This is a genomic window from Ruegeria sp. PrR005, assembly GCF_010500245.1.
Taxonomy (GTDB): domain Bacteria; phylum Pseudomonadota; class Alphaproteobacteria; order Rhodobacterales; family Rhodobacteraceae; genus Ruegeria_B; species Ruegeria_B marisflavi.
In genome coordinates this window covers 263,731-285,666 of the sequence record NZ_JAAGOX010000032.1, presented here as the reverse complement: position 1 = coordinate 285,666, position 21,936 = coordinate 263,731, and the positions used below count along the sequence as shown (strand labels likewise).

The following is a 21,936-nucleotide window of genomic DNA, read 5'->3' as shown; positions in this document are numbered from 1 at the left end:
CGCCTCGCTTCCCCCGGTCTCAGACCAGGAAACCGCCATCGGTATCGTCGCCCGCTTCCTCCATCAACCGGCCCATATCCGGGATGGTGACGTGGCGCTTGCCTTCCAGGTGAATCACCCCGTCCTTTTTCAGGGCCGAGATCTGGCGGCTCACCGTTTCCAGTGTCAGGCCCAGGTAATCGGCCATCGCCTCGCGGGTCAGAGGCAGGTCGAACACCATCGGCCCGCTCATGCCGCGCTTGGTCAGCGAGGCATCGCGACGGGCGATGATCGACAGAAGGCTGGCGATCTTTTCACGCGCGGTCTTGCGACCCAGCACCAGCATCCATTCGCGCGCTGCATCCAGCTCGTCCAGTGTCATTTCCAGCAGCCGGTGCGCGATATGCGGGGTGCGCGCCATTAGCTCCTCGAACGGTTTCTTGCGGAAACAGCACATGACCAGATCGGTGGTCGCCACCACGTCATAAGGCGCACCGTCGCGCCCCGGGCGTCCAACAAAATCCGACGGAAGCAGCAGCCCCACCATCTGGGTCCGCCCGTCCTCCATCGTCTGGGTCAGCGAGGCGATACCGGACACGACCGATCCCACAAAACTCATCTGGTCGCCGGACCAGATCACGGTCTGCCCGGCCTCGAAGCTGCGGTAATACTTGATCTGCTCCAGCTCTTCCAACTCGCTCGTGTCGCAGTGGGCGCACACTGCACGGTGTCTGATCGGACAATCGTCGCAATCGGAATGGCAAAGTTGGGGGTGGCTGCTCATTTGTTCCCGGTCCTACTTGATCTGGGTCAAGGTCCATTTCGAAAGGCTCACATAAGCGTACTTGCATGAAAGCGAAACCTCAATTGGCCCGACTCGGACTTTTTGACGCGAAAGTGCCGAGATATACGAGCTACCCAACCGCGCCCCACTTCAGCAATGACGTGGGCGCAAGTGATTTTGGCAACTGGATCGGGGCAATTCCGCCGCACAGCGAGGTTTCGCTGTATGTGCATGTGCCATTCTGCCGCAGGCTGTGCTGGTTCTGCGCCTGCCGGACCCAGGGCACCCAGACCGACAATCCGGTCATCGCCTATGTGGAAACGCTCAAGGCCGAACTCGCTCTGCTGGCCAGCCGTCTGCCCGAAGGTGTGCGCCTTTCCCGGCTGCATTGGGGCGGCGGCACGCCGACCCTGCTGAACCCCGATCTGATGCGCGACCTGGCAAAGTCGATCTTCGACGTGGTGCCGCTCGGCCCCAACGCCGAGTTCTCGGTGGAAATCGACCCCAACGAGATCGACGACGCCCGTCTGGATGCCCTTGCCGAGGCTGGCATGAACCGCGCCTCCATCGGCATTCAGGATTTCGACAGCGAGATTCAGAAGACGATCGGGCGCATTCAGGGGTATGACATCACCCGCAAAGCGGTGGATATGATCCGCGCCCGCGGAATTTACAGCCTGAACGCCGATATCCTCTATGGCCTGCCGCACCAGACCCGCGCCCGCATGACCGAAAGCGTGCAAAAGCTGTTGTCGCTCAACCCCGACCGGGTCGCGCTCTACGGTTATGCGCATGTTCCATGGATGGCCAAGCGCCAGCAACTGATCCCCTCGGATGCGCTGCCGACACCCGAGGAACGGCTCGACCTGTTCGATACCGCCCGCCGGTTGTTCCTGTGGGACAACTATGCCGAAATCGGAATCGACCATTTCGCCACGCGCGAAGACGGGCTGACGCGGGCACTGGATGCCGGCAAGCTGAAACGAAACTTCCAGGGTTATACCGACGATCAAGCCGACGTTCTGATCGGGGTCGGCGCCAGCGCGATTTCAAAGTTCCCGCAAGGTTTTGCCCAGAACGCCCCGGCGACCTCGGCCCACACGGGCGCCATCCGCGCCGGAAATTTCTCGACCTCGCGGGGCCACCAGTTCAAGGGTCAGGACATTCTGCGTGCGCGGCTGATCGAGGCGCTGATGTGCGATTTCCGGATCAACACGTCCGAGATTCTGCGCGACCACGACATCTCGGCCAGCGAGTTGCAGCGCATGTACCATCAGGCCAACGAGAATTTCGAAGGTCTTTTGCGCATCACCGAGGACGGTCTGTTCATTCCGCCGGAAGCCAGGCCACTCACCCGGATGGTGGCCCGCTGTTTCGACGACTACGACCTCAGTAAAGCCGGACACAGTTCGGCCATCTAAAGCGTTTTCGATCCGATCCGGTTTATTCGAAAACTGCTCTGACCCCGGAGGGGGAGCCGGGTCAGAGCGGGCGGGGTCTTGCAAGATCCCGCCTCCATTTTCACCAAGGGACTTGACGTACAAAGCCCTGATTTCCCACACTCGTACCAAGGCGGGAAACCCTGGCGATGCGGTCACGCAGATGCGCTGAAGGGATCTCGCCGTGAGGCAGGCGACACCCGATACAGGCAAGCGGACGTAGCATCGTTCGCCATAGCCTTGTTTCCGCAGCAGACAGTATTGCAGCAAGAAAAGGGACAGCCCCAATGCGCGTTTTCACCGTTCTCGGACCCACCCAATCGGGCAAGTCCACCCTGGTCGAGGCCATCAGTCGCCTCGACAGCCGCCCCACAACTTTCGATGTATCCGGGACCGTGCACTTGCACGGTTTTTCTTACCTGGATGAGCCCTGGTGCGCGATTGAAGTGGACGGGGGCGGCGATGCGCTGGCCTTTGTCGGCCCCGCCATGGCAATTTCCGATGCTGCGGTGATCGTGGTGCCGCCCGATCCGGATGCCGCTGTGCTCTGCGCGCCCTACCTGCGACTGGTCGAAGAGGCCGGCATTCCCGCGATCCTGTTCATCAACCGGATGGACAACCCCAATGGACGGATCCGCGATATCGTGGCGGCATTGCAAGGCTATTGCAGCCATCACATCACCCTGCGCCAGGTGCCCATCCGCGAGGGCGACCAGATCGTGGGCGCGGTGGATCTGATCTCGGAACGCGCCTGGCAATACCGCGAGGGCCAGCCCTCTGCCCTGATCGAAATGCCCGGCTCGGCCGTTGAACGGGAACAGGAGGCGCGCGCCGAACTGCTCGAGGCGCTGTCGGATTACGACGATCACCTGCTTGAACAACTGATCGAGGACAAGCAGCCGCCCAGCGCCGAAATCTACGATCTGGCCGCCAAGGTCCTGCAAAATCACCAGCTGATCCCCGCCTACCTTGGGGCGGCCAGTCACGGCAACGGGCTGACCCGAGTGATGAAGGCGCTCCGCCATGAAGCACCGCAGTTCGACATCGCCGCCGGGCGGGACGAGGCCGGCGAAAAGGCCCGCGCCATCGCGGGCTTTGCCGATGTCAAGAAACATATCGGCAAGATCGTGGTGCTGCGCGGCCTCGGAGACGGCGTCAAGGCCCACGAGCTTTTGGGAGGGGAAACCATCGGCAGCCTCACCGATCTGGACGCGCGCACCCAGATTGGCGCGCTGGAGGCCGGGCAGATCGGTCTTGCCGTGAAGTCCGATCACCTGTCACCGGGCAATATCTATGACAGCGCCGCCGCGACCGAGTTGCCGCATTGGGCACGCAGCCACCCGCCAAGCCACCGGCAGCTCATCACCCCCGCGCACGAGCGCGACGATGCCCGCCTGTCTTCGGCGCTGGCGCGAATGGACGAGATCGACCCCGGCCTGCACCTCAGCATCGACGAGGCGACCGGACATTCCATTCTGGGCTGCCAAGGGCCGCAGCATCTGCGCCGCGTATCGGCCAAGCTGGCCGAGGATTTCGGGGTCGAGATCATCGCCGAACCGGTCGAGACCGCCTATCGCGAAACGATCCAGAAACCGGTGGATCACCATCACCGGCACCGCAAGCAATCGGGCGGGGCGGGCCAGTTTGCCGATGTCCAGATCTCGGTCGAACCGCTGCCGCGCGGCAGCGGGTTCCAGTTCGACGAGGTGGTCAAGGGCGGCGCGGTTCCCAAGAACTATATCCCTTCCGTGGCGCAAGGGGCCGAAGACGCGCTGGCCCAGGGTCCCGAAGGGTTCAAGGTTGTCGATGTGAAGGTGACGCTGAAAGACGGCAAGCACCACGCGGTGGACAGTTCCGACTATGCCTTCCGCACGGCGGGCAAGGCGGCCGTGCGCGAGGCGCTGCCGATGGCGAAACCGGTGGTGCTGCAACCTGTCCTGCGCGCCGAGATCCACCTGCCGTCCACCTTTGTCGGTGATCTGGTGCCAACGATCAGTTCGCTTCAGGGCCAGGTTCTCGGGTTCGAAGCGCATCCCAGCGCCGCCGGGTGGGAGGTCTTCAACGCGCTGCTGCCAGCAGTGGCCGAGGACGAGCTGCATCGCTCGCTGGCCAGTTCCACCCGTGGCACCGCCTGGGTGAAACTGGGCTTTGACCATTATGAGGAATTGCGGGGCCCGATGCCGAAATCGGCAAAGGAACGCGCCGCCGCCGGATGACGTGAAACAGTTGCAAAGGCTCGGAAACCTTCCGAGCCTTTCGGCCGTCAGCCCGCCGCCGCGATCAAGGTGCGGGTGTACTCGGTCTGGGCGTTCTCGAACAAAGCCTCGGTCTCGCCGGTTTCGATCACATCGCCCTGTCGCATGACTACAACCTTGTGCGACATCGCCCGCACGACTTTCAGGTCATGGCTAATGAACAGATAGGCCAGCCCGTACTTGCGCTGCAACGCGCGCAGCAACTCCACGATCTGCACCTGCACCGTCATATCCAGCGCACTGGTCGGTTCGTCCAGCACCAAGAGCTTGGGCCGCAGCACCATTGCCCGCGCGATGGCGATCCGCTGGCGCTGGCCGCCGGAAAACTCGTGCGGATAGCGGTCCATCGACGCCGGGTCCAGCCCCACTTCGCGCATCACCTCGGTCACCAGTTCGCGCGGCGCGCGCTGCGGGTCCACCTTGTGAATCGCCAGCCCCTCGGAAATGATCTGGGCACAGGTCATGCGCGGGCTCAGACTGCCGAACGGATCCTGGAACACGATCTGCATGTCCTTGCGCAGACGGCGCAGTTCGCGCGTGGACCAGCCGCGCACATCCTCACCGCGAAAGGTGATCCCCCCCTCGGACCCGATCAACCGCATGATGGCCAGCGCCAGCGTGGTCTTTCCCGACCCGCTTTCGCCCACGATCCCCAGCGTCTCACCGGCGCGGACCGAAATAGTGGCGTCGTTCACCGCCTTTACATGTCCCACGGTCCGTTTCAGGAACCCGCGCTGGATCGGGAACCAGACACGCAGGCTCCGGGTCTGCACGATCTCTTCGGCCCGATCGGACACCGGATCGGGCCTGCCCGAAGGCTCTGCCGCCAAGAGCTTGCGGGTGTAGGGGTGCCGGGGGTTCGCGAATATCTCGGCGGTCGGACCGGTTTCCACGATCTCGCCCGCTTTCATCACACAGACCCGGTCGGCAATCCGCCGCACGATACCCAGATCATGGGTGATGAACAGCATCCCCATGTTCTCGGATTTCTGCAAATCCGCCAGCAGTTCCAGGATCTGCGCCTGAATGGTGACATCCAGCGCCGTGGTCGGCTCGTCCGCGATCAGGATGTCAGGCTTGTTGGCCAGCGCCATGGCGATCATAACCCGCTGCCGCTGCCCGCCGCTCAATTGATGCGGATAGGCATCCAGTCGGGTTTCGGGATCGCGGATCCCGACCTTGACCAGCAGCTCTAGAATACGCGCCCGCGCCGCCTCACCCGCCAGCCCCTGATGCAGCGCCAGCGATTCCGCCATCTGCTTCTGGATCGTGTGCAGCGGGTTGAGCGAGGTCATCGGCTCCTGGAAGATAAAGCTGATATCGTTGCCGCGCACATCCATCAACCGCTGTTCGCTGGCGCCGATCATCTCCTTCCCGTCATACTTGACCGAGCCTTCGACAATCGCGCTGTCGCCCAACAGCGACACGGTCGAGAGCGCCGACACCGACTTGCCCGAGCCGCTTTCGCCCACCAGCGCCACTGTCTCGCCGCGGTTGACCGAGAACGACACCCCGCGCACCGCCTGGCTGATCCGGCCATCCTGCCGGAACGACACTTTCAGCCCTTTGACCTCCAGAAGCGCGCTCATGAAAAGGTCTTTCTGGGGTCAAAGGCATCGCGCACGCCTTCGAAGATGAAGACCAAGAGCGACAGCATGATGGCAAAGGTGAAAAACGCAGTGAAGGCCAGCCAGGGCGCTTGCAGGTTCTGTTTCGCCTGCAAAGTCAACTCACCGAGCGACGGGGCCGAGGACGGAAGGCCAAAGCCCAGAAAGTCGAGCGAGGCCAGCCCGCCGATCGACCCGGTGACCAGGAACGGCAGGATGGTGACGGTGGCCACCATCGCGTTGGGCAGCATGTGGCGGAACATGATGGTCCAGTCACTGACGCCCAGGGCCCGCGCCGCGCGCACATATTCCAGGTTCCGGGCGCGCAGAAACTCGGCCCGCACAACCCCCACCAGCGCGGTCCAGCCAAAGATGATCGAGATGATCACCAGCATCCAGAAACTGCGCTGGAATATCGAGAACATGATGATGATCACGTATAGTCCCGGCGTGGCCCCCCAGATCTCGATCACCCGCTGCATCACCAGATCCAGCTTGCCGCCAAAGAACCCCTGCATCGCCCCCGCAATCACCCCGATGATGCTGGAGGCGGCGGTAACGATCAGTGCGAACAGGATCGACAGGCGGAATCCGTAGATCACCCGCGCCACGACGTCCCGCTTGGTGTCATCGGTGCCCAGCCAGTTCTGCCCGTTGGGCGGCAGCGGTGCCGCGCCGGGCCGGTCCACCGTGGTGCGATAGGAATAGGGGATCGGCGGCCATATCGCCCAGCCCTGGTGGAAATCCTCGGCCTGATAGGTACCCGCCTCGATCTCTTCGATGATACCTTCGGGATCGTCGAAACACGCATCTGTACCGCCGCTGACAATCAGGCACTGCACCTCTGGATCGCGATAGATCGCCTCGGTCTCGAAATCGCCGCCAAAGGCGGTTTCGGGATAGAAGGAAAAGATCGGCATCCGCAACTCGCCGCGATAGCTGACGAGAATCGGTTTGTCATTGGCCAGGAACTCGGCAAACAGCGAGACCCCGAACAAGATCGAAAACAGGATCAGCGACCAGAAGGCGCGGCGGTTCCGGCAAAAGTTGTTCCAGCGGCGCTGGTTCAGGGGCGACAGGCGCATGGCTCAGCCCTCCCGCCGCTCAAAGTCGATCCGGGGATCGACCAACACATAGGTCAGGTCCGAAAGGATGCCAATCAACAGGCCGATCAGGCCAAAGACAAAGAGCGTGCCGAACATCACCGGATAATCGCGCGCCACCGTTGCCTCGAACCCCAGCCGCCCCAGACCGTCGAGCGAAAAGATCGTCTCGATGATCAGCGAACCACCCAGGAACACCGACAGGAACACCGCCGGAAAGCCCGAGATCACGATCAGCATCGCGTTGCGGAACACGTGGCCATACAGCACCCGGCTTTCGCTCAGCCCCTTGGCGCGGGCGGTGATCACGTATTGCTTCTTGATCTCGTCGAGAAAGCTGTTCTTGGTCAGCAGGGTCAGCGTGGTAAAGGCGCCGATGGTATAGGCGGTCAGCGGCAACGCGATGTGCCAGAGGTAGTCCAGCACCTTGCCGATCAGCGACAGGTCGGCGAAATCGTCGGATGTCAGGCCGCGCAGCGGGAAGATCTGCCAGTAACTGCCACCGGCGAACAGCACCAACAGCAGAATGGCGAACAGGAACCCCGGGATCGCATAGGCCGCGATGATCAGCCCGCTGGTCCAAGTATCAAACCGTGACCCGTCGCGCACCGCCTTGCGGATGCCCAGCGGGATCGAGATGGCATAGGCAATGAGCGTCGACCACAGGCCCAGCGTGATCGACACCGGCATCTTCTCCAGCACCAGATCGACAACGTCGATCTTGCGGAAATAGCTCTCGCCGAAATCGAGGTTCAGATAGTTCCAAAGCATCAGCAGGAACCGTTCATGCGCCGGCTTGTCGAGACCGTATAGCTCTTCCAATTCCTTGATGAACTCGGGCGGCAGGCCCCGCGCGCCGATATAGCGGTCGTTGACCGCGTTGGTCTGGGTGTTCAGCTGCGCATCGTTGCCCTGCCCGGCAAAGCTTTCGAACACGTCGCCGCCGCCCTGCAATTGCGCAATGGCCTGATCCACCGGACCACCCGGCACAAACTGCACCAGCACGAAATTCACCAGCATGATCCCAAGCAATGTCGGGATCACCAGCAGCAATCGTCTGAGGATATAGGCGCCCATAAAGCCTGCTTACCTCAACGCGCCCGAGGATTTCAGCGCTGCCGCACGGTCGGCGTCGACCCACCACAGGTCCTCGATGCCCAGCGCATAGGGCGGCAGGTTCTCGGGGTAGGAATACATGTCCCAATAGGCTACCCAGTATTTGCCCAGGTACCAGGTCGGCACCATGATCCGCTTGGCCCGCAGAACCCGGTCCAGCGCCCGCACGTTGGCCTGCAACTCTTCGGTGGTCTTGGCCGCGACAATCCCGTCGATCAGCGGCTCGATATCCGGCCCGTGCACGCCCGAGGGGTTGAACACGGAATAGGCCGCCGCCTCGGCGCCGAACTGCTGGTAAAGCCCGGTCGACGGTTGCAGCGACATCGGGTAGCCACCCATGATCATGTCGAAGTCCCTGTCGCGCCGGCGCAGCGTGAATTGCGCGTCATCCACCCGGTTATAGCGGGCGTCGATACCCATGACCTTGAGGTTGTCGACAAACGGCTGAATGATCCGGTCCAACGTCGGCTCGTCGGACAGGAACTCGATCTTCAGCGTTTCACCCGCCGCATTGCGCCGGATGCCATCACCGCCGACGGCCCACCCCGCCTCGTCCAGCAGCTTCATCGCACGGCGCAGGTTCTTGCGGTCGTTCTGGCGGTCGGGGCTGGAGCTGTGGGCGCTTACCGGCTCTTCGGTCAGCACCGCGGGATCCAGCGCATCGCCCAGCGCCTCCAGCACCTCGCGCTCGCGGCCCTCGGGCAGCCCGGTCGCCTCCAGCGGCGTGCCTTGCCAGAAGGAATGCCGCTGCTGGAACAGACCATATTGCAGGCTGTCGTTGGTCCATTCGAAGTTGAACGCCAGCTGCACCGCCGCGCGCACACGGATATCCTGGAACTGAGGCCGGTCCATGTTGATCACAAAGCCGCTGGCACTGGGAACGTCGCCATCAAACAGCTCTGCCTTGACCACATGGCCCTTTTCGATGGCCGGAAAGTCATAGGCGGTGGCCCAGCTTTTCGAGTTGTTTTCCTGCCGCAGGGTATAGTTGCCCGCCTTGAACCCCTCCATCGCGGCGATTGTGTCGGTGTAATACTCGACCCGGATACTGTCGTAATTGTTGCGCCCGACATTCACGTTCAGATGCGCGCCCCAGTAATCGGGATTGCGGCGATAGATGACGCGCCGGTTGATGTCGAAGCTCTCCAGCACATAGGGCGCCGAGCCGATCCCCTGCTCAAGCCGCGGCTCGTCCAGGCGGCGTTTCTCGGGATCGGCCATGAACCAGGCCTTGGAAAAGATCGGCGTTCCGCCGACCTGGGTGATCAGCGCCCGGCGCGGGATGTCGGGGGCGAAATAGAATTTCACCCGATACGTGTCCAACGCCTCGGCCTTGGGAATGCGTTTCCTGACTGCCTCGGCATAAGATTTCAGTCCCTGTTCCAGCAGGATCTCGTGGCTGAACACCACATCCTCGGCGGTGATCGGTGTGCCATCGGAGAACCGCGCCTCGGGCCGGATGTTGAAGATCACCCAATCCTGACTTTCGGGGTATTCCAGGCTTTCGGCCACCAGCCCATAATACGACGCCGGTTCATCATAAGACGGCGTCAGCAGGGATTCGTACTGATCCGCCGAGCGCGCCGCCGCGCGCCCCTTACGGGTGAAAGGGTTCAGGTTATCGAATGTCCCGATCGCGGCATAGCTCAGCTCGCCACCCTTGGGCGCATCGGGATTGACGTAATCGAAATGCGCAAATCCCTCGGGATACTTGAGATCGCCGAATTCTGAAAACCCATAGCTCTTGATGATCGTCTCTTCGGCGCGGACCAGACCGGCCAGCGCCAACAGAACGATCCCTGCAATCAGCATCATCACGCCTGGCCGGATATCCAATGCTCGGGCACGCGTCGCGGCGCGGGGGGATTTCATCGGGCTCTTCCTCCGGGTTGGGTTGGCACGGCTGCCAATCTTGTTTCCGATAGCTAATGGCCCCGCAAGGGGACTTGCAAGTTTAGATTAGGTGAACCGTTCGTGAAGTCAGCCCCGCCAAACGAAAAAGGCCGCTGCGCTCCGGCAGCGGCCCTTGATCTGTCAGGGTTATGCGTCCGGCTCAGCCGCCGGTGCTTTGCAGATAGGCGATCAGGTTGACCCGGTCGCCAATCTTGCCCAGGCCCGAGAAGCTCATCGAAGTGCCGGGAACGGCCGCCGACGGCTTGGTCAGGAATGCGTCCAGCGCTTCCGGGGTCCAGTCGCCGCCATGGCTCTGCATGGCGCCCGAGTAGCCGAAACCGGCAACCGAGGCGACCGCGCGGCCAACCACACCGTTCAGGTGCGGGCCAGTGGCATCCTCGCCGTTCACCTTGTGGCAGGCGGCACATTTCTTGAAGACCTTCTCGCCTTTTTCGGCATCAGCCGAGGCCAGCAGCTCTTCGAAGCTCACGGTTTCTGCCTCACCGGCCGACTCTTCGGCTTCGGCGGCTTCGATTGCATAGGCCGGCTCGTCGCCGTGGCCACCAACATGATAGACCGTTTCGGCCGCCCACTTGGCGAGAAGAAGCGCCAGGAAAGCGCCGAACAGGCCGGCAGCGGCCTTGGTAACTGTCATCGTGTCGAACATTGATCGCGAGTCCATTTCAGCTGTCTGGGCGGCTGTCTAAGGCTTCCCCTCGCAAGAGGCAAGGTATAGACACCGCGACCAAACGCCCAAAATGTAACTTGTTGCACGGAAACGACCCTATGACCCATCGCATCGCCTTCCAGGGAGAGCCCGGCGCCTACAGTCACGAGGCCTGCCGCAACGCCCGCCCCGAGATGGAGGCCCTGCCCTGCCGCACCTTCGAAGACGTGATCCAGGCGGTCCGTTCGGGCGAGGCCGAGCTTGCGATGCTGCCGGTCGAGAACACGACATACGGCCGGGTCGCAGATATCCACCGCCTGCTGCCGCACAGCGGCCTGCATATCATCGACGAGGCTTTTGTGCGGGTTCACATCAACCTCTTGGGGGTGCCGGGCGCGAAACTCCAAGATATCCGCGAGGCGCATTCGCATCTGGTGCTGCTGCCACAATGCGCGGGCTTTCTAAAAAAGCACGCAATCACCGGCCGGGTCAGCCCCGACAATGCCCGCGCCGCCCGCGAAGTGGCCGAACGCGGCGACAAGAGCCATGCCGCGCTGGCCAGCGAACTGGCCGGAGAAATCTATGGCCTGAACGTGCTTGCCCGCCATGTCGAGGATACCGACAACAACACCACCCGGTTCCTGGTTATGTCGCGCGAGGCCGACGAATCGCGGCGCGGCGATTTCGGCATGATCACCAGTTTCGTCTTCGAAGTGCGCAGCATCCCGGCCGCGCTCTACAAGGCACTCGGCGGATTCGCGACAAATGGCGTCAACATGACCAAACTGGAAAGCTACATGCTGGACGGTTCGTTCTCGGCCACCCAGTTCTATGCCGACATCGTGGGCCACCCCGAGGATCCCAACGTCGCGTTGGCGATGGACGAGCTCAACCACTTCACGACGAATGTGGAAATCCTGGGCGTCTATCCGGCGGCGCGCCCCCGGTCGTGACCTGCCCCGCGCCCGTCAGCGGGCGCAGCGGTCTTCGACATCCTTGGCGAATTCCGCAATCCGCAGCTTGAACCGGCGCGCCAGATTCTTGCGGGCCAGTTTCAGCGATTGCAGGAACAGGCGCGCCGACAGCGTCTTGGCGCCCAGTGCGATGTCAAAGCTCAACCGCGTCCGACGCGGCGAAAGCGCCAGCAATTCGATATTCACGATCGAGGTGATGCCCTTGCTATGCCCTTCGAACCGCATCAGCTGCGGCGGTTCGAACTGTTTCAGCACAACATGCATTTCGCGCGGCCTGCCCCGCAGGTTGAACCGTGCGTCCCAGGCCATGCCAGCACCAATCGCCGCCCCCGGATCAACGCGCTGAACCTCGATTCCCCGTCGAATGGCAGAACGCTCGAAACTCTCGAACTCCGACAGAATGGCGAACACGTTCGCGACCGGCGCTTCGATATCTTCTTTGCTGACGAATTGCATGACAACCCTGACTTGTTCTGCTCTTGCCCGAATGTCCCCTTAATCCAGCGTATCCGCAAGCCAGTTCTGCAACAGGAAATGCGCGATGGCGCCCTTGCGGGCGGGCAGGATGGTGGGATGATCGCCGGCAAACACCTGCATCATCTCGCTGCGCCCCACCCAGATCGCATCCTCCAGTTCGACAGGATCGACCTTGATGTCGCGCGCCAGCGCCTCGCCCTCGCAGCCGAACATCAGGGAGGCGGGAAACGGCCAGGGCTGACTTGCCAGATAGCCGACCCGCCCCACCGGTATGCCCGCCTCTTCCAGTACCTCGCGGCGCACTGCCGCCTCCAGCGTCTCTCCGGGTTCGACGAAACCGGCGAGAAGCGAGTACATCCCCTCGGGCCAGCCCGGCGACCGGCCCATCAGAACGTCGTTGCCATGGGTGATCAGCATGATCACCACCGGATCGGTGCGCGGGAAATGCTGTCCGCCGCAGGCCGGGCAACTGCGTTGCCAGCCGCTCTGGACCATGTCGCTGGCCGCGCCGCAGCGGGCACAGAACTTGTGCGTCGAATGCCACCCGATGACCGCCTTGGCGGTGGCGGCCAGCTCGGCGTCGCGCGGGCTCAGCCGCGTCATCACCCGGCGCAACTCGGCAAACACCTGACCTTCCGGCAGGTCTGGATGCTGTTGCTCGGACTTGTCGACAAAGGCGCCAACGGTGCTGGTATCCAACCCCTTGGCGGTCCAGCCCGAAATGTCATGCGCGAACAGCGCCGCGCCCGTATCATCCAGCCCCAGAAAGATCGGTATGTCAGACTCTCCGCCCGGCCCGTCCGTGACCAGCGGATGGTCAATGGGCACCCAGGCCAGACGGTCCAGACCATCCACATGCAACAACAGCTTGCCGCGCCAGACCAACAGACACCGGGCCGAAAGATGGGCCGTCGCCTGCGCCATTGCTGCCGCGTCGCCTCTAAGATGAGCGGCCCTGTTCAGCCCGCTGCCGCCAAAAGTCACCTGTTCCGCCCGTTTCACGTCACGCTCTCCCTTTGCCCTCACCGCCGACTGCTGCCATGGGCGGCGGACCATTTCAATCGCGAACTCTTCGCATGACGCGATTGCGATACAGGTCTGACACAAAACCGGCCCAACCAAACCCTTGTATTTCGTCAGTTTTTCTGTGCCCTAATTGGTTAACCCAACCCAAGAGAGAGCATCTTGCCTGGCGCAACCCCCGGAGACCCAATGACACTCAGCGCCCAGGACACGACGACAGGCTCACAAGGCCGGGAGAGGCCGTTCCGAAAACTCCGCATCCTCGCAACGTCGGACCTGCATATGCAACTAACCGGGTTCGATTATTACGCCGACCGGCCCGAACCGGCCGGAGGACTTACCCGGCTCGCCACCCTGATCGACGCGGCTCGCGCAGAACCCGGCCTGGATCTGACCCTTCTGGTCGACAACGGCGACAGCCTCCAAGGTACGCCCATGGCCGATCTGTGCGTCGAACACCCCTGTCGGCCGCACCCCCTGATGCAGGCTTTCGACTATCTCGGATATGACGCCATCGGGCTTGGAAACCACGATTTCAACTATGGGCTAGAGGTTCTCGATCATACGCTTTGTCAATCGCCCTGCCCGGTGGTATGCAGCAACGCGCACCGGCTGGATGGCCCCGCGTCCTGGGTCAACGACCTGGTGCTCCGGCGTGATCTGAAGGCTTCCGGCACAAACGTGCCGCTGGACATCGGGATCATCTCGGTCTTGCCGCCCCAATCGGTGCAATGGGACGCCCATCACCTGCTCGGCCGGGTCGAAATCGCGGATATCGTAGACACCGCCCACACCCGCGCCCGGCACCTCAAGGCAAGAGGGTGTCACGTGATCCTGGTCCTGGCCCATTCCGGGCTGGGAGAGGTCCATTCGGCGCCGGGACAAGAGAATGCCGTTATCCCGCTGGCCGAGATCGAGGCCATCGACGCCATCGTCGCCGGTCATACCCATCTGCACCTGCCCAGCCCGACACCGGACCCCAGGCCACAGGTGGATGCGGCGCGCGGCCTCGTCCATGGCAAACCCGTGGTGATGCCCGGACAATACGGCACCCATCTGGGCGTGCTGGACCTCGATCTGCATTTGGATTCGCATGGCCAATGGCACGTGCTTGGGTCACGCGCCACCCTCAGGGCGGCGGATGCCGATGTCTCGGTGTCCGACGGTCTTGCAAAACGGCTTTCGCCTGTACATGCACAAACCCGTGCAGCGGCAAACACACCGGCCGGGTTCTCGGCCCAGGCCCTGCACAGTTACTTTTCCTTCGTCGCCCCCGATCTGGCGCTGGCAAAGGTCGCCGCCGCCCAAGCGGCCGCCCTGCGTCCGTTCCTGCATGGCAGCCCCGAAAGCGCCCTTCCCCTGCTCTCGGCGGCATCGCCGCTGAAGGCAGGCGGGCGCGCAGGCCCACAGCACTATACCGACGTTCCCCCGGGTCCGCTGCTGATGCGGCACATTGCCGATCTGCACATGTTTCCAAACGAACTCCGGGCGATCGTGGCAAACGGCGAAATCCTGCGCGACTGGCTCGAAATGGCGGTGGGCCTCTTCTGCACGATCACTGCTTCGGGCCCCGCCGGACACCTGCTGGACCCCACCATCCCCGGCCACAATTTCGATGTACTCTACGGGCTCAGCTACGCCATCGACCTGTCGGTACCACCCCGGTTTGACACCCATGGCAAGGTGATCAATGCCAAAGCCCACAGAATCCGTGACCTCACCTGCAACGGCGTGCCAGTGGTGGCCGATCAGCGGTTCATCGTGGCGCTGAACAACTACAGGGCCAACGGCGGCGGCGGGTTTCACATGCTGGACGCCGCGCCCCGGATCAACCTCCCGACCCTCCCCATTCGTACCGTCCTGCGCGATTACCTGTCCGACAAGCTGCCCCGCGACCCGATCGAAGACACACCAGCGCCTTGGCGGTTCGCGCCCTTGCCCGGCGGAAAGGCCATTCTGCGCACTGGCCCGCAGGCCCGCGCGCACCTGGCCCAGCTGGCAGGCCGCGACATCACCGAACTGGGGCTGGACGACGCGGGATACCTCTGCCTGCTTTTGGGTCTGTAGCGTCTTGCCATTTTCAGGCCCCGCGCCTATATCGACCCCCGAGAGGTTGGCGCGGGCGAGCGCCTCGCCAACCTGGTCAGGTCCGGAAGGAAGCAGCCACAACGAGTCCCGCTTGGGTCGATGTCCAGCCTCTCACCCTCCCTCAGCCGATGGATTGCGCGCAACCTCCTTGCGGAGGATAGCACCTGATTGCGGCCGTTCGCGGTTTCCAACAGACCTGTATCCGACACGCGCTCACAAGCCTTTCCGCGCAACAGAAAAGCCCCGCGACGCGCGCGGGGCAGTTTGTCTTGCCAAGGGAAGCAAGCGGGAGACGTTACCAGTTCATCGGACCTTTGTCGTCAAAGGCGTGAACCAGGAAATCGATGAATGCGCGGACCTTGGGCTGGGTAAACCGGCCCGGCGGATAGACGGCATAGATGCCTTGCACCTCGTCGGGCAGCGACGGCATCGCATCCTCGACCAGCCCCTTTTCCATCGCCTCGGCGAACAGGTAACAGGGCAGATAAGCGATCCCCAAGCCCGAAATCGCAGCATTCAGCAGCGACTGACCGTCGTTCACGCTCAGCCATCCAGCGGTGCGCACCTGCCGCTTTTCGCCCGAGGGCGCGGTCAGTTTCCACACGTTGCCCGAGGACTGGCTGGAATAGTGCAAGAGCTTGTGCTCGTTCAGGTCGTCGATCTTCTGCGGGCGGCCATATTTCTCGAAATACTTCGGGCTGGCGATCATCCGCTTGGTGGTCTCGGTCAACTTGCGGGCGCGCAGCGTGCTGTCCTCCAGCTCACCGATCCGCACCGCCATGTCGAACCCTTCGGAAATCAGTTCCACATACCGGTTGTTCAGAACCATGTTCACGGTAATGTCCGGGAATTCCGCTAGGAAATCCGACAAGACCGGCGACAGGTGATTGACCCCGAAATCGGTTGCGACCGAGATTCTCAGCAGCCCCGAAGGTGCCGATTGCATCGACGTGACCAGCGCGTCAGCCTCTCCGGCATCGTTCAGCACCCGGCGGGCCCGATCATAATAGGCAAGCCCGATCTCTGTCGGCGACACCCGGCGCGTCGTGCGATTCAGCAGCCGGGCACCCAACCGGGCCTCCAGGCTGGACACATGCTTGGACACGGCCGACTTCGAGATTCCCATCTTCTTGGCCGCATCGGTGAAGCCGCCCTGGTCCACGACGTTGGCAAAAGCTTCCATTTCTGTCAGTCGGTCCATTCCTGGTTCCTCGGCTGATTGCTGTTCCTCAGGAACCGGTTATCGGCGGCAATCTGGGCGAGAACGGGGCAGAGCTGGGATAATATCAGGGTTTTGTCGCGGATCGTTTGCGACAGGGAAACACGGAAACAATCCGAAAATCCGCTTCCGCTTTCAGAAACTAAGGCCAATCACATAGATCCACAGGGGCAGGGTCGCGGCGCTCAGCAGGGTGGATTGGGCAATCAGCGTGGCGACCAGTTTGCGGTCAGCGCCAAAGCCCGACGCCAGCACATGCGCCGCCGATGCCGTGGGCAAGGCCGCGAACAGGATCACCACCGCAGCCAGACCGGGCTCGGCCCCCAGCAGCCGGCAAGTCAGCCAGACCAGCGCCGGGGTCAGCAGCAGCCGCACCGCACAGAGATAGCCGTTGAACAGGTCCAACCGGGTCAGGGCGCGCCAGTCCATGGTGGCGCCGATCGACAGCAGGGCGATCGGAATGGCCGCTTGCGCCAGCATCTGCGCCGGGGCCAGGATCGGGTCCGGGATCTTGTAGCCCGACAGACCCACACCCACCCCGGCGACCGAGGCCAGCAGAAAGGGGTTAAGCGCAACCTTTCGCACCGTGGCCCGCAAGGTCAGGTTGCCACCCCGCGACAGCGCCGAGACCGCCAGCAGATTGGCCACCGGAACCGCCATACCGATGGCCACCGCCATCTGGCCGACATCGGCCAGATAAAGCGTTGGTACCGCGACAAAGGCCATGGCGGTGTTGAATCTCCAGGTGGTCTGCCAGGCCCCGGCAAAATCGAGAAACCGCTCTGGCCCGAATCGGCGCGCCAGATATCCCAGCATCAGCGCCAGCCCCATCACCGCCCAGACGGCTGGCCCGATACGGATCACATCCTGCACCGCAATCGGCCGGTTGCTGGCGGCAAAAAACAGCAAGGCCGGAAACAGGACCTCGAAGTTCAGCTTGTCCAGCCCCTGCCAGGCCGCAGGCGTCAGCCGGTCCCGAACCGCGCCGCCCAGCCCGACCATAAGAAAGCTTGGCACCAGCCCCATCAGGATTGTCGTGATCATGCTTGCCCCGCTGCCCGGCCATTGCGCCCGACCTTGCGTCTCTGCTGGCCGTTACACAAGTCCGTGTGTTCGAAATGGCTGTTCGATTCCCGGCCCGGCATCGCATAGGATACCGCCAGTGTTCCAACAACGAGGATCTGGTTTTGAAAAGTTATCTTGCAGCACTTGGCATCGGCCTTCTGGCAACCGCCGCCCTGGCGGGCGGCGATACTCCCGCCAACCCCGAGGCGCGCGTCTACTTCGCCAATCTCGCCGATGGCGATAACGTGGCCTCTCCGGTCACGGTGATCTTCGGGCTCAGCGGCATGGGCGTCGCTCCCGCCGGGACCGAGACCGAGAATACCGGCCACCACCACCTGCTGGTCGACCGCCCCCCGATGGGTCAGGGCGAAGACGGGGCCGAAGAGCTGACATACGCCCTTCCCGCCGATGACAACCACCGCCATTTCGGCAAGGGCCAGACCGAGGTCACGCTCGACCTCGCGCCCGGCAAGCACACGCTGCAACTGGTGATGGGCGACTATACCCATGTGCCCCACAGCACCCCGATCGTGTCCGAGGTGATCACCATCGAGGTGAAGTAAGGGCCGAGACTTCGGCCGCGGGCGAACCCTCGCCCGCGATCCTTGCCCTAAGACGGGGGTCCAGACGAAAGGACCCCCATGCTGACCTGCATCATCCGCTATCACATCGACCCGACCAAACGGGCCCAGTTCGAACGCTACGCCCGCACCTGGGGACAGGCGATCCCGCGCTGCGGCGCCGACCTGATCGGCTACTACGCCCCGCACGAAGGCTCATCGACTCTCGCCTACGGCATCTACAACATCCCCAGCCTGGCCGAATACGAGGCCTATCGAACCCGCCTTGCCGCCGATCCTCTGGGGCGACAGAACTACGACTTGGCCCAGTCCGAAAAGTTCATTTTGCGCGAGGACCGCACATGGCTCAAACTGGTCTCCACCCCGCATGGAGAGCCGACATGATCGCCATCATATTCGAAGTCGAACCCGCCCCCGGGCAACAGGGCGCCTATCTCGATCTCGCAGGCCGGATGCGCGCCCTGCTTGACGATATGCCGGGCTTCATCTCGGTCGAACGGTTCCAGAGCCTCACCAATCCCGGCAAGCTCTTGTCGCTGTCGTTCTGGGAGGATGAAGAGGCCGTCGCCCGCTGGCGCCAGCTTGCCGCCCATCGCGGCGCCCAGACCCGCGGGCGAGAGGCGCTCTTCGCCGATTACCGCCTGCGCGTGGCGGGCGTGATCCGCGACTACGGCATGACCGACCGCGATCAGGCCCCCGAGGACAGCCGGGCAAGCCACGGCTAGACCAACCAGCGCAACAGGCGTTTCAACCTACAAGGGGCACGGCCCAATCCGTGTGGCGGTCAATCGCCCCCGGCACCGGCCCGCAGCTTGCCCAGAACAACGGGCGAATACTGCGCCGCACCGCCCGGCCCGAACACATGTTTCTGAATGCGCTCGAAGGCGTTCAGATAGGTCGTGTACGAGGTCAGATCGACTTCGCTGGGCGCGGGCAGCATGTCGCCCAGCGCCCCGGTATAGCCGCGCACGCTGATCTCCATCTCGGCCCGCGACAGGCCCAGCTGCGCCTCGGCGGCGATATTGGCCACCGAAACCTGAGCCTCCGATTTGAAACTGGTGGCCTCGATCTTCAACAGAACCGCAACGCCGATTTCCACCTGCTGGCCATCGACCGTCCCCACCATGAACGATTTCGCCTCTTGCAACACGCCCACCGACTTGCCGCTGGCTTGGGCGCTGAACAGGCTGTTAAACCAGCTGACCTTGCCGCTGGCCTCGCGGGTAAAGGCCACCGCGCGCACATAATGCTGATCGAGCGCAACTGGATCACCCGGTTGCAGCCCGTTTTCGCCGCCCAGGCCAAGACCCAGCCCTTCGGTCTGCGGACCGCCGGGATCGCCGGTGCGAAACCGATAGCCCGAAAACAGCGGGTCACCGGCAGAGAGGGGTTCATAAAGCGCTTTTTCCGACATGAGCATTCAATCCTTGCAACCAATGGCTGAACACTATCACAAAACCCACCCAAGGCCCAAACGCTTTGCCCCTTCATCTCGCCCCAAATACTCCCGCCGGAGGCAGAGATTTTTCGGCGAAAAATCTCCCCCCCCCCGCCCGGATCAGAACGACAGCGCCAGCCGGGTACCCTGATTGATCGCGCGCTTGGCGTCCAGTTCGGCGGCCACATCGGCCCCGCCGATCACATGGCAAGGCACACCCTTGGTCTCCAGCGCATCCGCCAGCGACCGGTCCGAGACCTGACCCGCGCACAGAACCACGGTGTCACAGGCGATGAGCGTCGGGTTCTCCCGCGCCTCGCCAAAGCTCACATGCAGGCCGTCGTCGTCGATCTTTTCGTAGTTCACGCCGCCCACGAAATTGACGCCCTTCATCTTCAATGTCGCGCGGTGGATCCAGCCCGTCGTCTTGCCCAGATCCTTGCCGTGCGCCTTGGCCTTGCGCTGCAACAGCGTCACCTCACGCTCGGGCTTGGCGGGCTGCGGTCCCTCGGGCGCCAGGCCCGAGCGGTGCTCGCCCGGATCGGTCACGCCCCATTCCTTCATCCACAGCGGCAGGTCGGTCGCCGGGCTGTGACCCTCTTCCAGCAAGAACTCGGAGACATCGAAACCGATGCCCCCGGCACCGATCACCGCAACCCGCTTGCCTACCGGCTTCTTGTGGCGCAACACGTCGATGTAGCTCAGCACATTGGCCCGGTCCTGTCCCGGGATTGCCGGGTCGCGCGGGCTGACGCCCGTGGCGATCACCACCTCGTCAAAATCCGCCAGATCGTCGGCGCCCACCGCACGGCCCAGCTCGACCTTGACACCCAGATCGGCCAGCATCACCCGGTACCAATCCACAAGGCCCCAGAACTCTTCCTTGCCCGGCACCTGCTTGGCCATGTTGAGCTGGCCACCGATCTCGTCCGACTTGTCGAACACGGTCACCGCATGGCCGCGCTGCGCGGCGGTGATCGCGGTCGACAGGCCCGCCGGACCGGCGCCCACGATGGCAACCTTCTTGGGCGCCGCCGCCTTCTCCATCACCAGTTCCGTCTCATGACAGGCGCGCGGGTTCACCAGGCACGAGGTCAGCTTGCCGCCAAACGTATGGTCCAGACAGGCCTGGTTGCAGGCGATGCAGGGCGCGATGCGGTCGCCCTGTCCCGCCGCCGCCTTGTTGACGAAATCCGCATCCGCCAGCATCGGGCGGGCCATCGACACCATGTCGGCGCAACCCGTGGCCAGCACCTCTTCGGCCACTTCGGGCGTGTTGATCCGGTTCGAGGTGATGACCGGGATCGACACCTGCCCCATCAGCTTCTTCGTGACCCAGGCAAAGGCCGCGCGCGGCACGCTGGTGGCAATCGTCGGAATCCGCGCCTCGTGCCAGCCGATGCCGGTATTGATGATGGTGGCCCCTGCCTTTTCGATCTCTTTCGCCAGTTGCACCACCTCGTCAAAGGTCGAGCCATTGGGCACAAGGTCGATCATCGACAGGCGGTAGATGATGATGAAATCGGTACCCACCGCCTCGCGGGTCCGGCGCACCACCTCGATCGGCAGGCGCATCCGGTTTTCATAGGATCCGCCCCAGCGGTCGGTGCGCTTGTTGGTATGGGTGACCAGGAACTGGTTCAGGAAATACCCCTCCGACCCCATGATCTCGACCCCGTCATAGCCCGCCTGCTGCGCCAGCACCGCGGCATTGACGATATCGCCGATCTGCTTCTCGATCCCCTCCTCGTCCAGCTCGGTCGGCGGGAACGGAGAGATCGGCGATTTCACCGGGCTGGGCGCCACGCATTTCGGCCCATAGGCATAACGCCCCGCATGCAGGATCTGCATCGCGATCTTGCCGCCCGCCTCGTGCACCCGCGCGGTGACGATGGAGTGGTTCGCGACATCCTTCTCGCTGGTCATCATCGCGGCGCCAGGCAGGACCGAGCCTTCCATGTTCGGCCCGATGCCACCCGTCACCATCAGCGCAACGCCACCCCGCGCGCGGTCGGCATAGAATTCGGCCACCCGGTTCCAGTCGCGGGTCTCTTCCAGCCCGGTATGCATCGAGCCCATCAGCACGCGGTTCTTCAGCGTGGTAAAGCCCAGATCAAGCGGGGCAAGCATATGTGGGTACGCAGTCATCGGAATTACTCTCCCTCGGATTTGACGGGCAAGATCACCCTAGCCCACGCCCCTGTCACGCGAAACCTGACGTCACCCCC

Annotated in this window: 19 protein-coding genes and 1 other RNA gene; 8 read left to right on the top strand and 12 right to left on the bottom strand. The window is 63.1% G+C overall.

Features of this window, described 5'->3' with window-relative positions; genetic code table 11:
- Positions 1-19 precede the first annotated feature (19 nt).
- Complete coding sequence (gene fnrL, locus G0P99_RS17005) at positions 20-763, bottom strand: transcriptional regulator FnrL (RefSeq protein ID WP_164131670.1); 744 nt, start codon at positions 761-763, stop codon at positions 20-22.
- 65 nt (positions 764-828) lie between these two features.
- Here fnrL and hemN point away from each other — a divergent pair, with 65 nt between their 5' ends.
- Positions 829-2,184, top strand: a complete 1,356-nt coding sequence (gene hemN, locus G0P99_RS17000) for an oxygen-independent coproporphyrinogen III oxidase (RefSeq protein WP_164131669.1) — start codon at positions 829-831, stop codon at positions 2,182-2,184.
- Positions 2,185-2,489: 305 nt separating this feature from the next.
- Positions 2,490-4,418: an elongation factor G gene (locus G0P99_RS16995; protein ID WP_164131668.1), complete on the top strand. Its 1,929-nt coding sequence runs from the start codon at positions 2,490-2,492 to the stop codon at positions 4,416-4,418.
- A 47-nt stretch (positions 4,419-4,465) separates the two neighbouring features.
- Here the strand turns inward: G0P99_RS16995 and G0P99_RS16990 are convergent, their stop codons facing one another.
- The 5 genes from G0P99_RS16990 to G0P99_RS16970 all read right to left on the bottom strand — a co-directional run bounded on the left by G0P99_RS16990 (position 4,466) and on the right by G0P99_RS16970 (position 10,843).
- Positions 4,466-6,046: an ABC transporter ATP-binding protein gene (locus G0P99_RS16990; protein WP_164131667.1), complete on the bottom strand. Its 1,581-nt coding sequence runs from the start codon at positions 6,044-6,046 to the stop codon at positions 4,466-4,468.
- Positions 6,043-7,149, bottom strand: coding sequence for an ABC transporter permease (locus tag G0P99_RS16985; protein ID WP_164131666.1), 1,107 nt, complete (start codon positions 7,147-7,149; stop codon positions 6,043-6,045). The genes G0P99_RS16990 and G0P99_RS16985 overlap by 4 nt, the downstream gene beginning before the upstream one ends.
- Before the next feature lie 3 nt (positions 7,150-7,152).
- On the bottom strand, positions 7,153-8,244 hold the full coding sequence (locus tag G0P99_RS16980) for a microcin C ABC transporter permease YejB (RefSeq protein WP_164131665.1): 1,092 nt from the start codon (positions 8,242-8,244) through the stop codon (positions 7,153-7,155).
- 9 nt (positions 8,245-8,253) lie between these two features.
- A complete protein-coding gene (locus G0P99_RS16975; RefSeq protein ID WP_164131664.1) occupies positions 8,254-10,155 on the bottom strand; it encodes an extracellular solute-binding protein in 1,902 nt (633 codons plus the stop codon).
- 181 nt (positions 10,156-10,336) lie between these two features.
- Positions 10,337-10,843: a cytochrome c family protein gene (locus G0P99_RS16970; RefSeq protein ID WP_164131711.1), complete on the bottom strand. Its 507-nt coding sequence runs from the start codon at positions 10,841-10,843 to the stop codon at positions 10,337-10,339.
- Between the two features lie 119 nt (positions 10,844-10,962).
- On the opposite strand from G0P99_RS16970, the gene G0P99_RS16965 reads away from it, so the two are divergent.
- The gene (locus G0P99_RS16965; protein ID WP_164131663.1) at positions 10,963-11,796 is read left to right on the top strand and encodes a prephenate dehydratase; all 834 of its coding nucleotides are present in this window, start codon (positions 10,963-10,965) and stop codon (positions 11,794-11,796) included.
- 15 nt (positions 11,797-11,811) lie between these two features.
- On the opposite strand, the gene G0P99_RS16960 is transcribed toward G0P99_RS16965, so the two are convergent.
- The gene (locus G0P99_RS16960; protein WP_164131662.1) at positions 11,812-12,273 is read right to left on the bottom strand and encodes an SRPBCC family protein; all 462 of its coding nucleotides are present in this window, start codon (positions 12,271-12,273) and stop codon (positions 11,812-11,814) included.
- A gap of 39 nt (positions 12,274-12,312) precedes the next feature.
- Positions 12,313-13,296: an NAD(+) diphosphatase gene (gene nudC / locus G0P99_RS16955; protein ID WP_164131661.1), complete on the bottom strand. Its 984-nt coding sequence runs from the start codon at positions 13,294-13,296 to the stop codon at positions 12,313-12,315.
- A gap of 210 nt (positions 13,297-13,506) precedes the next feature.
- Here nudC and G0P99_RS16950 point away from each other — a divergent pair, with 210 nt between their 5' ends.
- Together G0P99_RS16950 and ffs are read left to right on the top strand one after the other, a co-directional pair.
- Positions 13,507-15,384, top strand: a complete 1,878-nt coding sequence (locus G0P99_RS16950; RefSeq protein WP_164131660.1) for a 5'-nucleotidase C-terminal domain-containing protein — start codon at positions 13,507-13,509, stop codon at positions 15,382-15,384.
- A 39-nt stretch (positions 15,385-15,423) separates the two neighbouring features.
- Positions 15,424-15,522, top strand: an RNA gene (ffs, locus tag G0P99_RS16945) — signal recognition particle sRNA small type.
- Positions 15,523-15,700: 178 nt separating this feature from the next.
- Here ffs and G0P99_RS16940 read toward each other — a convergent pair.
- Positions 15,701-16,606, bottom strand: a complete 906-nt coding sequence (locus tag G0P99_RS16940; protein WP_164131659.1) for a LysR family transcriptional regulator — start codon at positions 16,604-16,606, stop codon at positions 15,701-15,703.
- A 153-nt stretch (positions 16,607-16,759) separates the two neighbouring features.
- Entirely contained in the window at positions 16,760-17,668 is a 909-nt protein-coding gene (locus G0P99_RS16935) for an AEC family transporter (protein WP_164131658.1), read from the bottom strand.
- A gap of 143 nt (positions 17,669-17,811) precedes the next feature.
- Between G0P99_RS16935 and G0P99_RS16930 the strand changes: the two genes are divergently transcribed.
- The 3 genes from G0P99_RS16930 (at position 17,812) to G0P99_RS16920 (ending at position 18,995) form a co-directional block, all read left to right on the top strand.
- Entirely contained in the window at positions 17,812-18,252 is a 441-nt protein-coding gene (locus G0P99_RS16930) for a DUF4399 domain-containing protein (RefSeq protein WP_164131657.1), read from the top strand.
- 78 nt (positions 18,253-18,330) lie between these two features.
- Entirely contained in the window at positions 18,331-18,654 is a 324-nt protein-coding gene (locus G0P99_RS16925; protein ID WP_164131656.1) for an NIPSNAP family protein, read from the top strand.
- Positions 18,651-18,995 (top strand): antibiotic biosynthesis monooxygenase, encoded by a 345-nt coding sequence (locus G0P99_RS16920; protein WP_164131655.1) that lies wholly within the window; start codon positions 18,651-18,653, stop codon positions 18,993-18,995. The genes G0P99_RS16925 and G0P99_RS16920 overlap by 4 nt, the downstream gene beginning before the upstream one ends.
- A gap of 59 nt (positions 18,996-19,054) precedes the next feature.
- Here the strand turns inward: G0P99_RS16920 and G0P99_RS16915 are convergent, their stop codons facing one another.
- The gene (locus tag G0P99_RS16915) at positions 19,055-19,684 is read right to left on the bottom strand and encodes a hypothetical protein (protein WP_164131654.1); all 630 of its coding nucleotides are present in this window, start codon (positions 19,682-19,684) and stop codon (positions 19,055-19,057) included.
- A gap of 144 nt (positions 19,685-19,828) precedes the next feature.
- Positions 19,829-21,856 carry an NADPH-dependent 2,4-dienoyl-CoA reductase gene (locus G0P99_RS16910; protein ID WP_164131653.1) on the bottom strand — a complete coding sequence of 676 codons (2,028 nt, stop codon included), beginning with the start codon at positions 21,854-21,856 and terminating at the stop codon, positions 19,829-19,831.
- Positions 21,857-21,936: the final 80 nt, after the last annotated feature.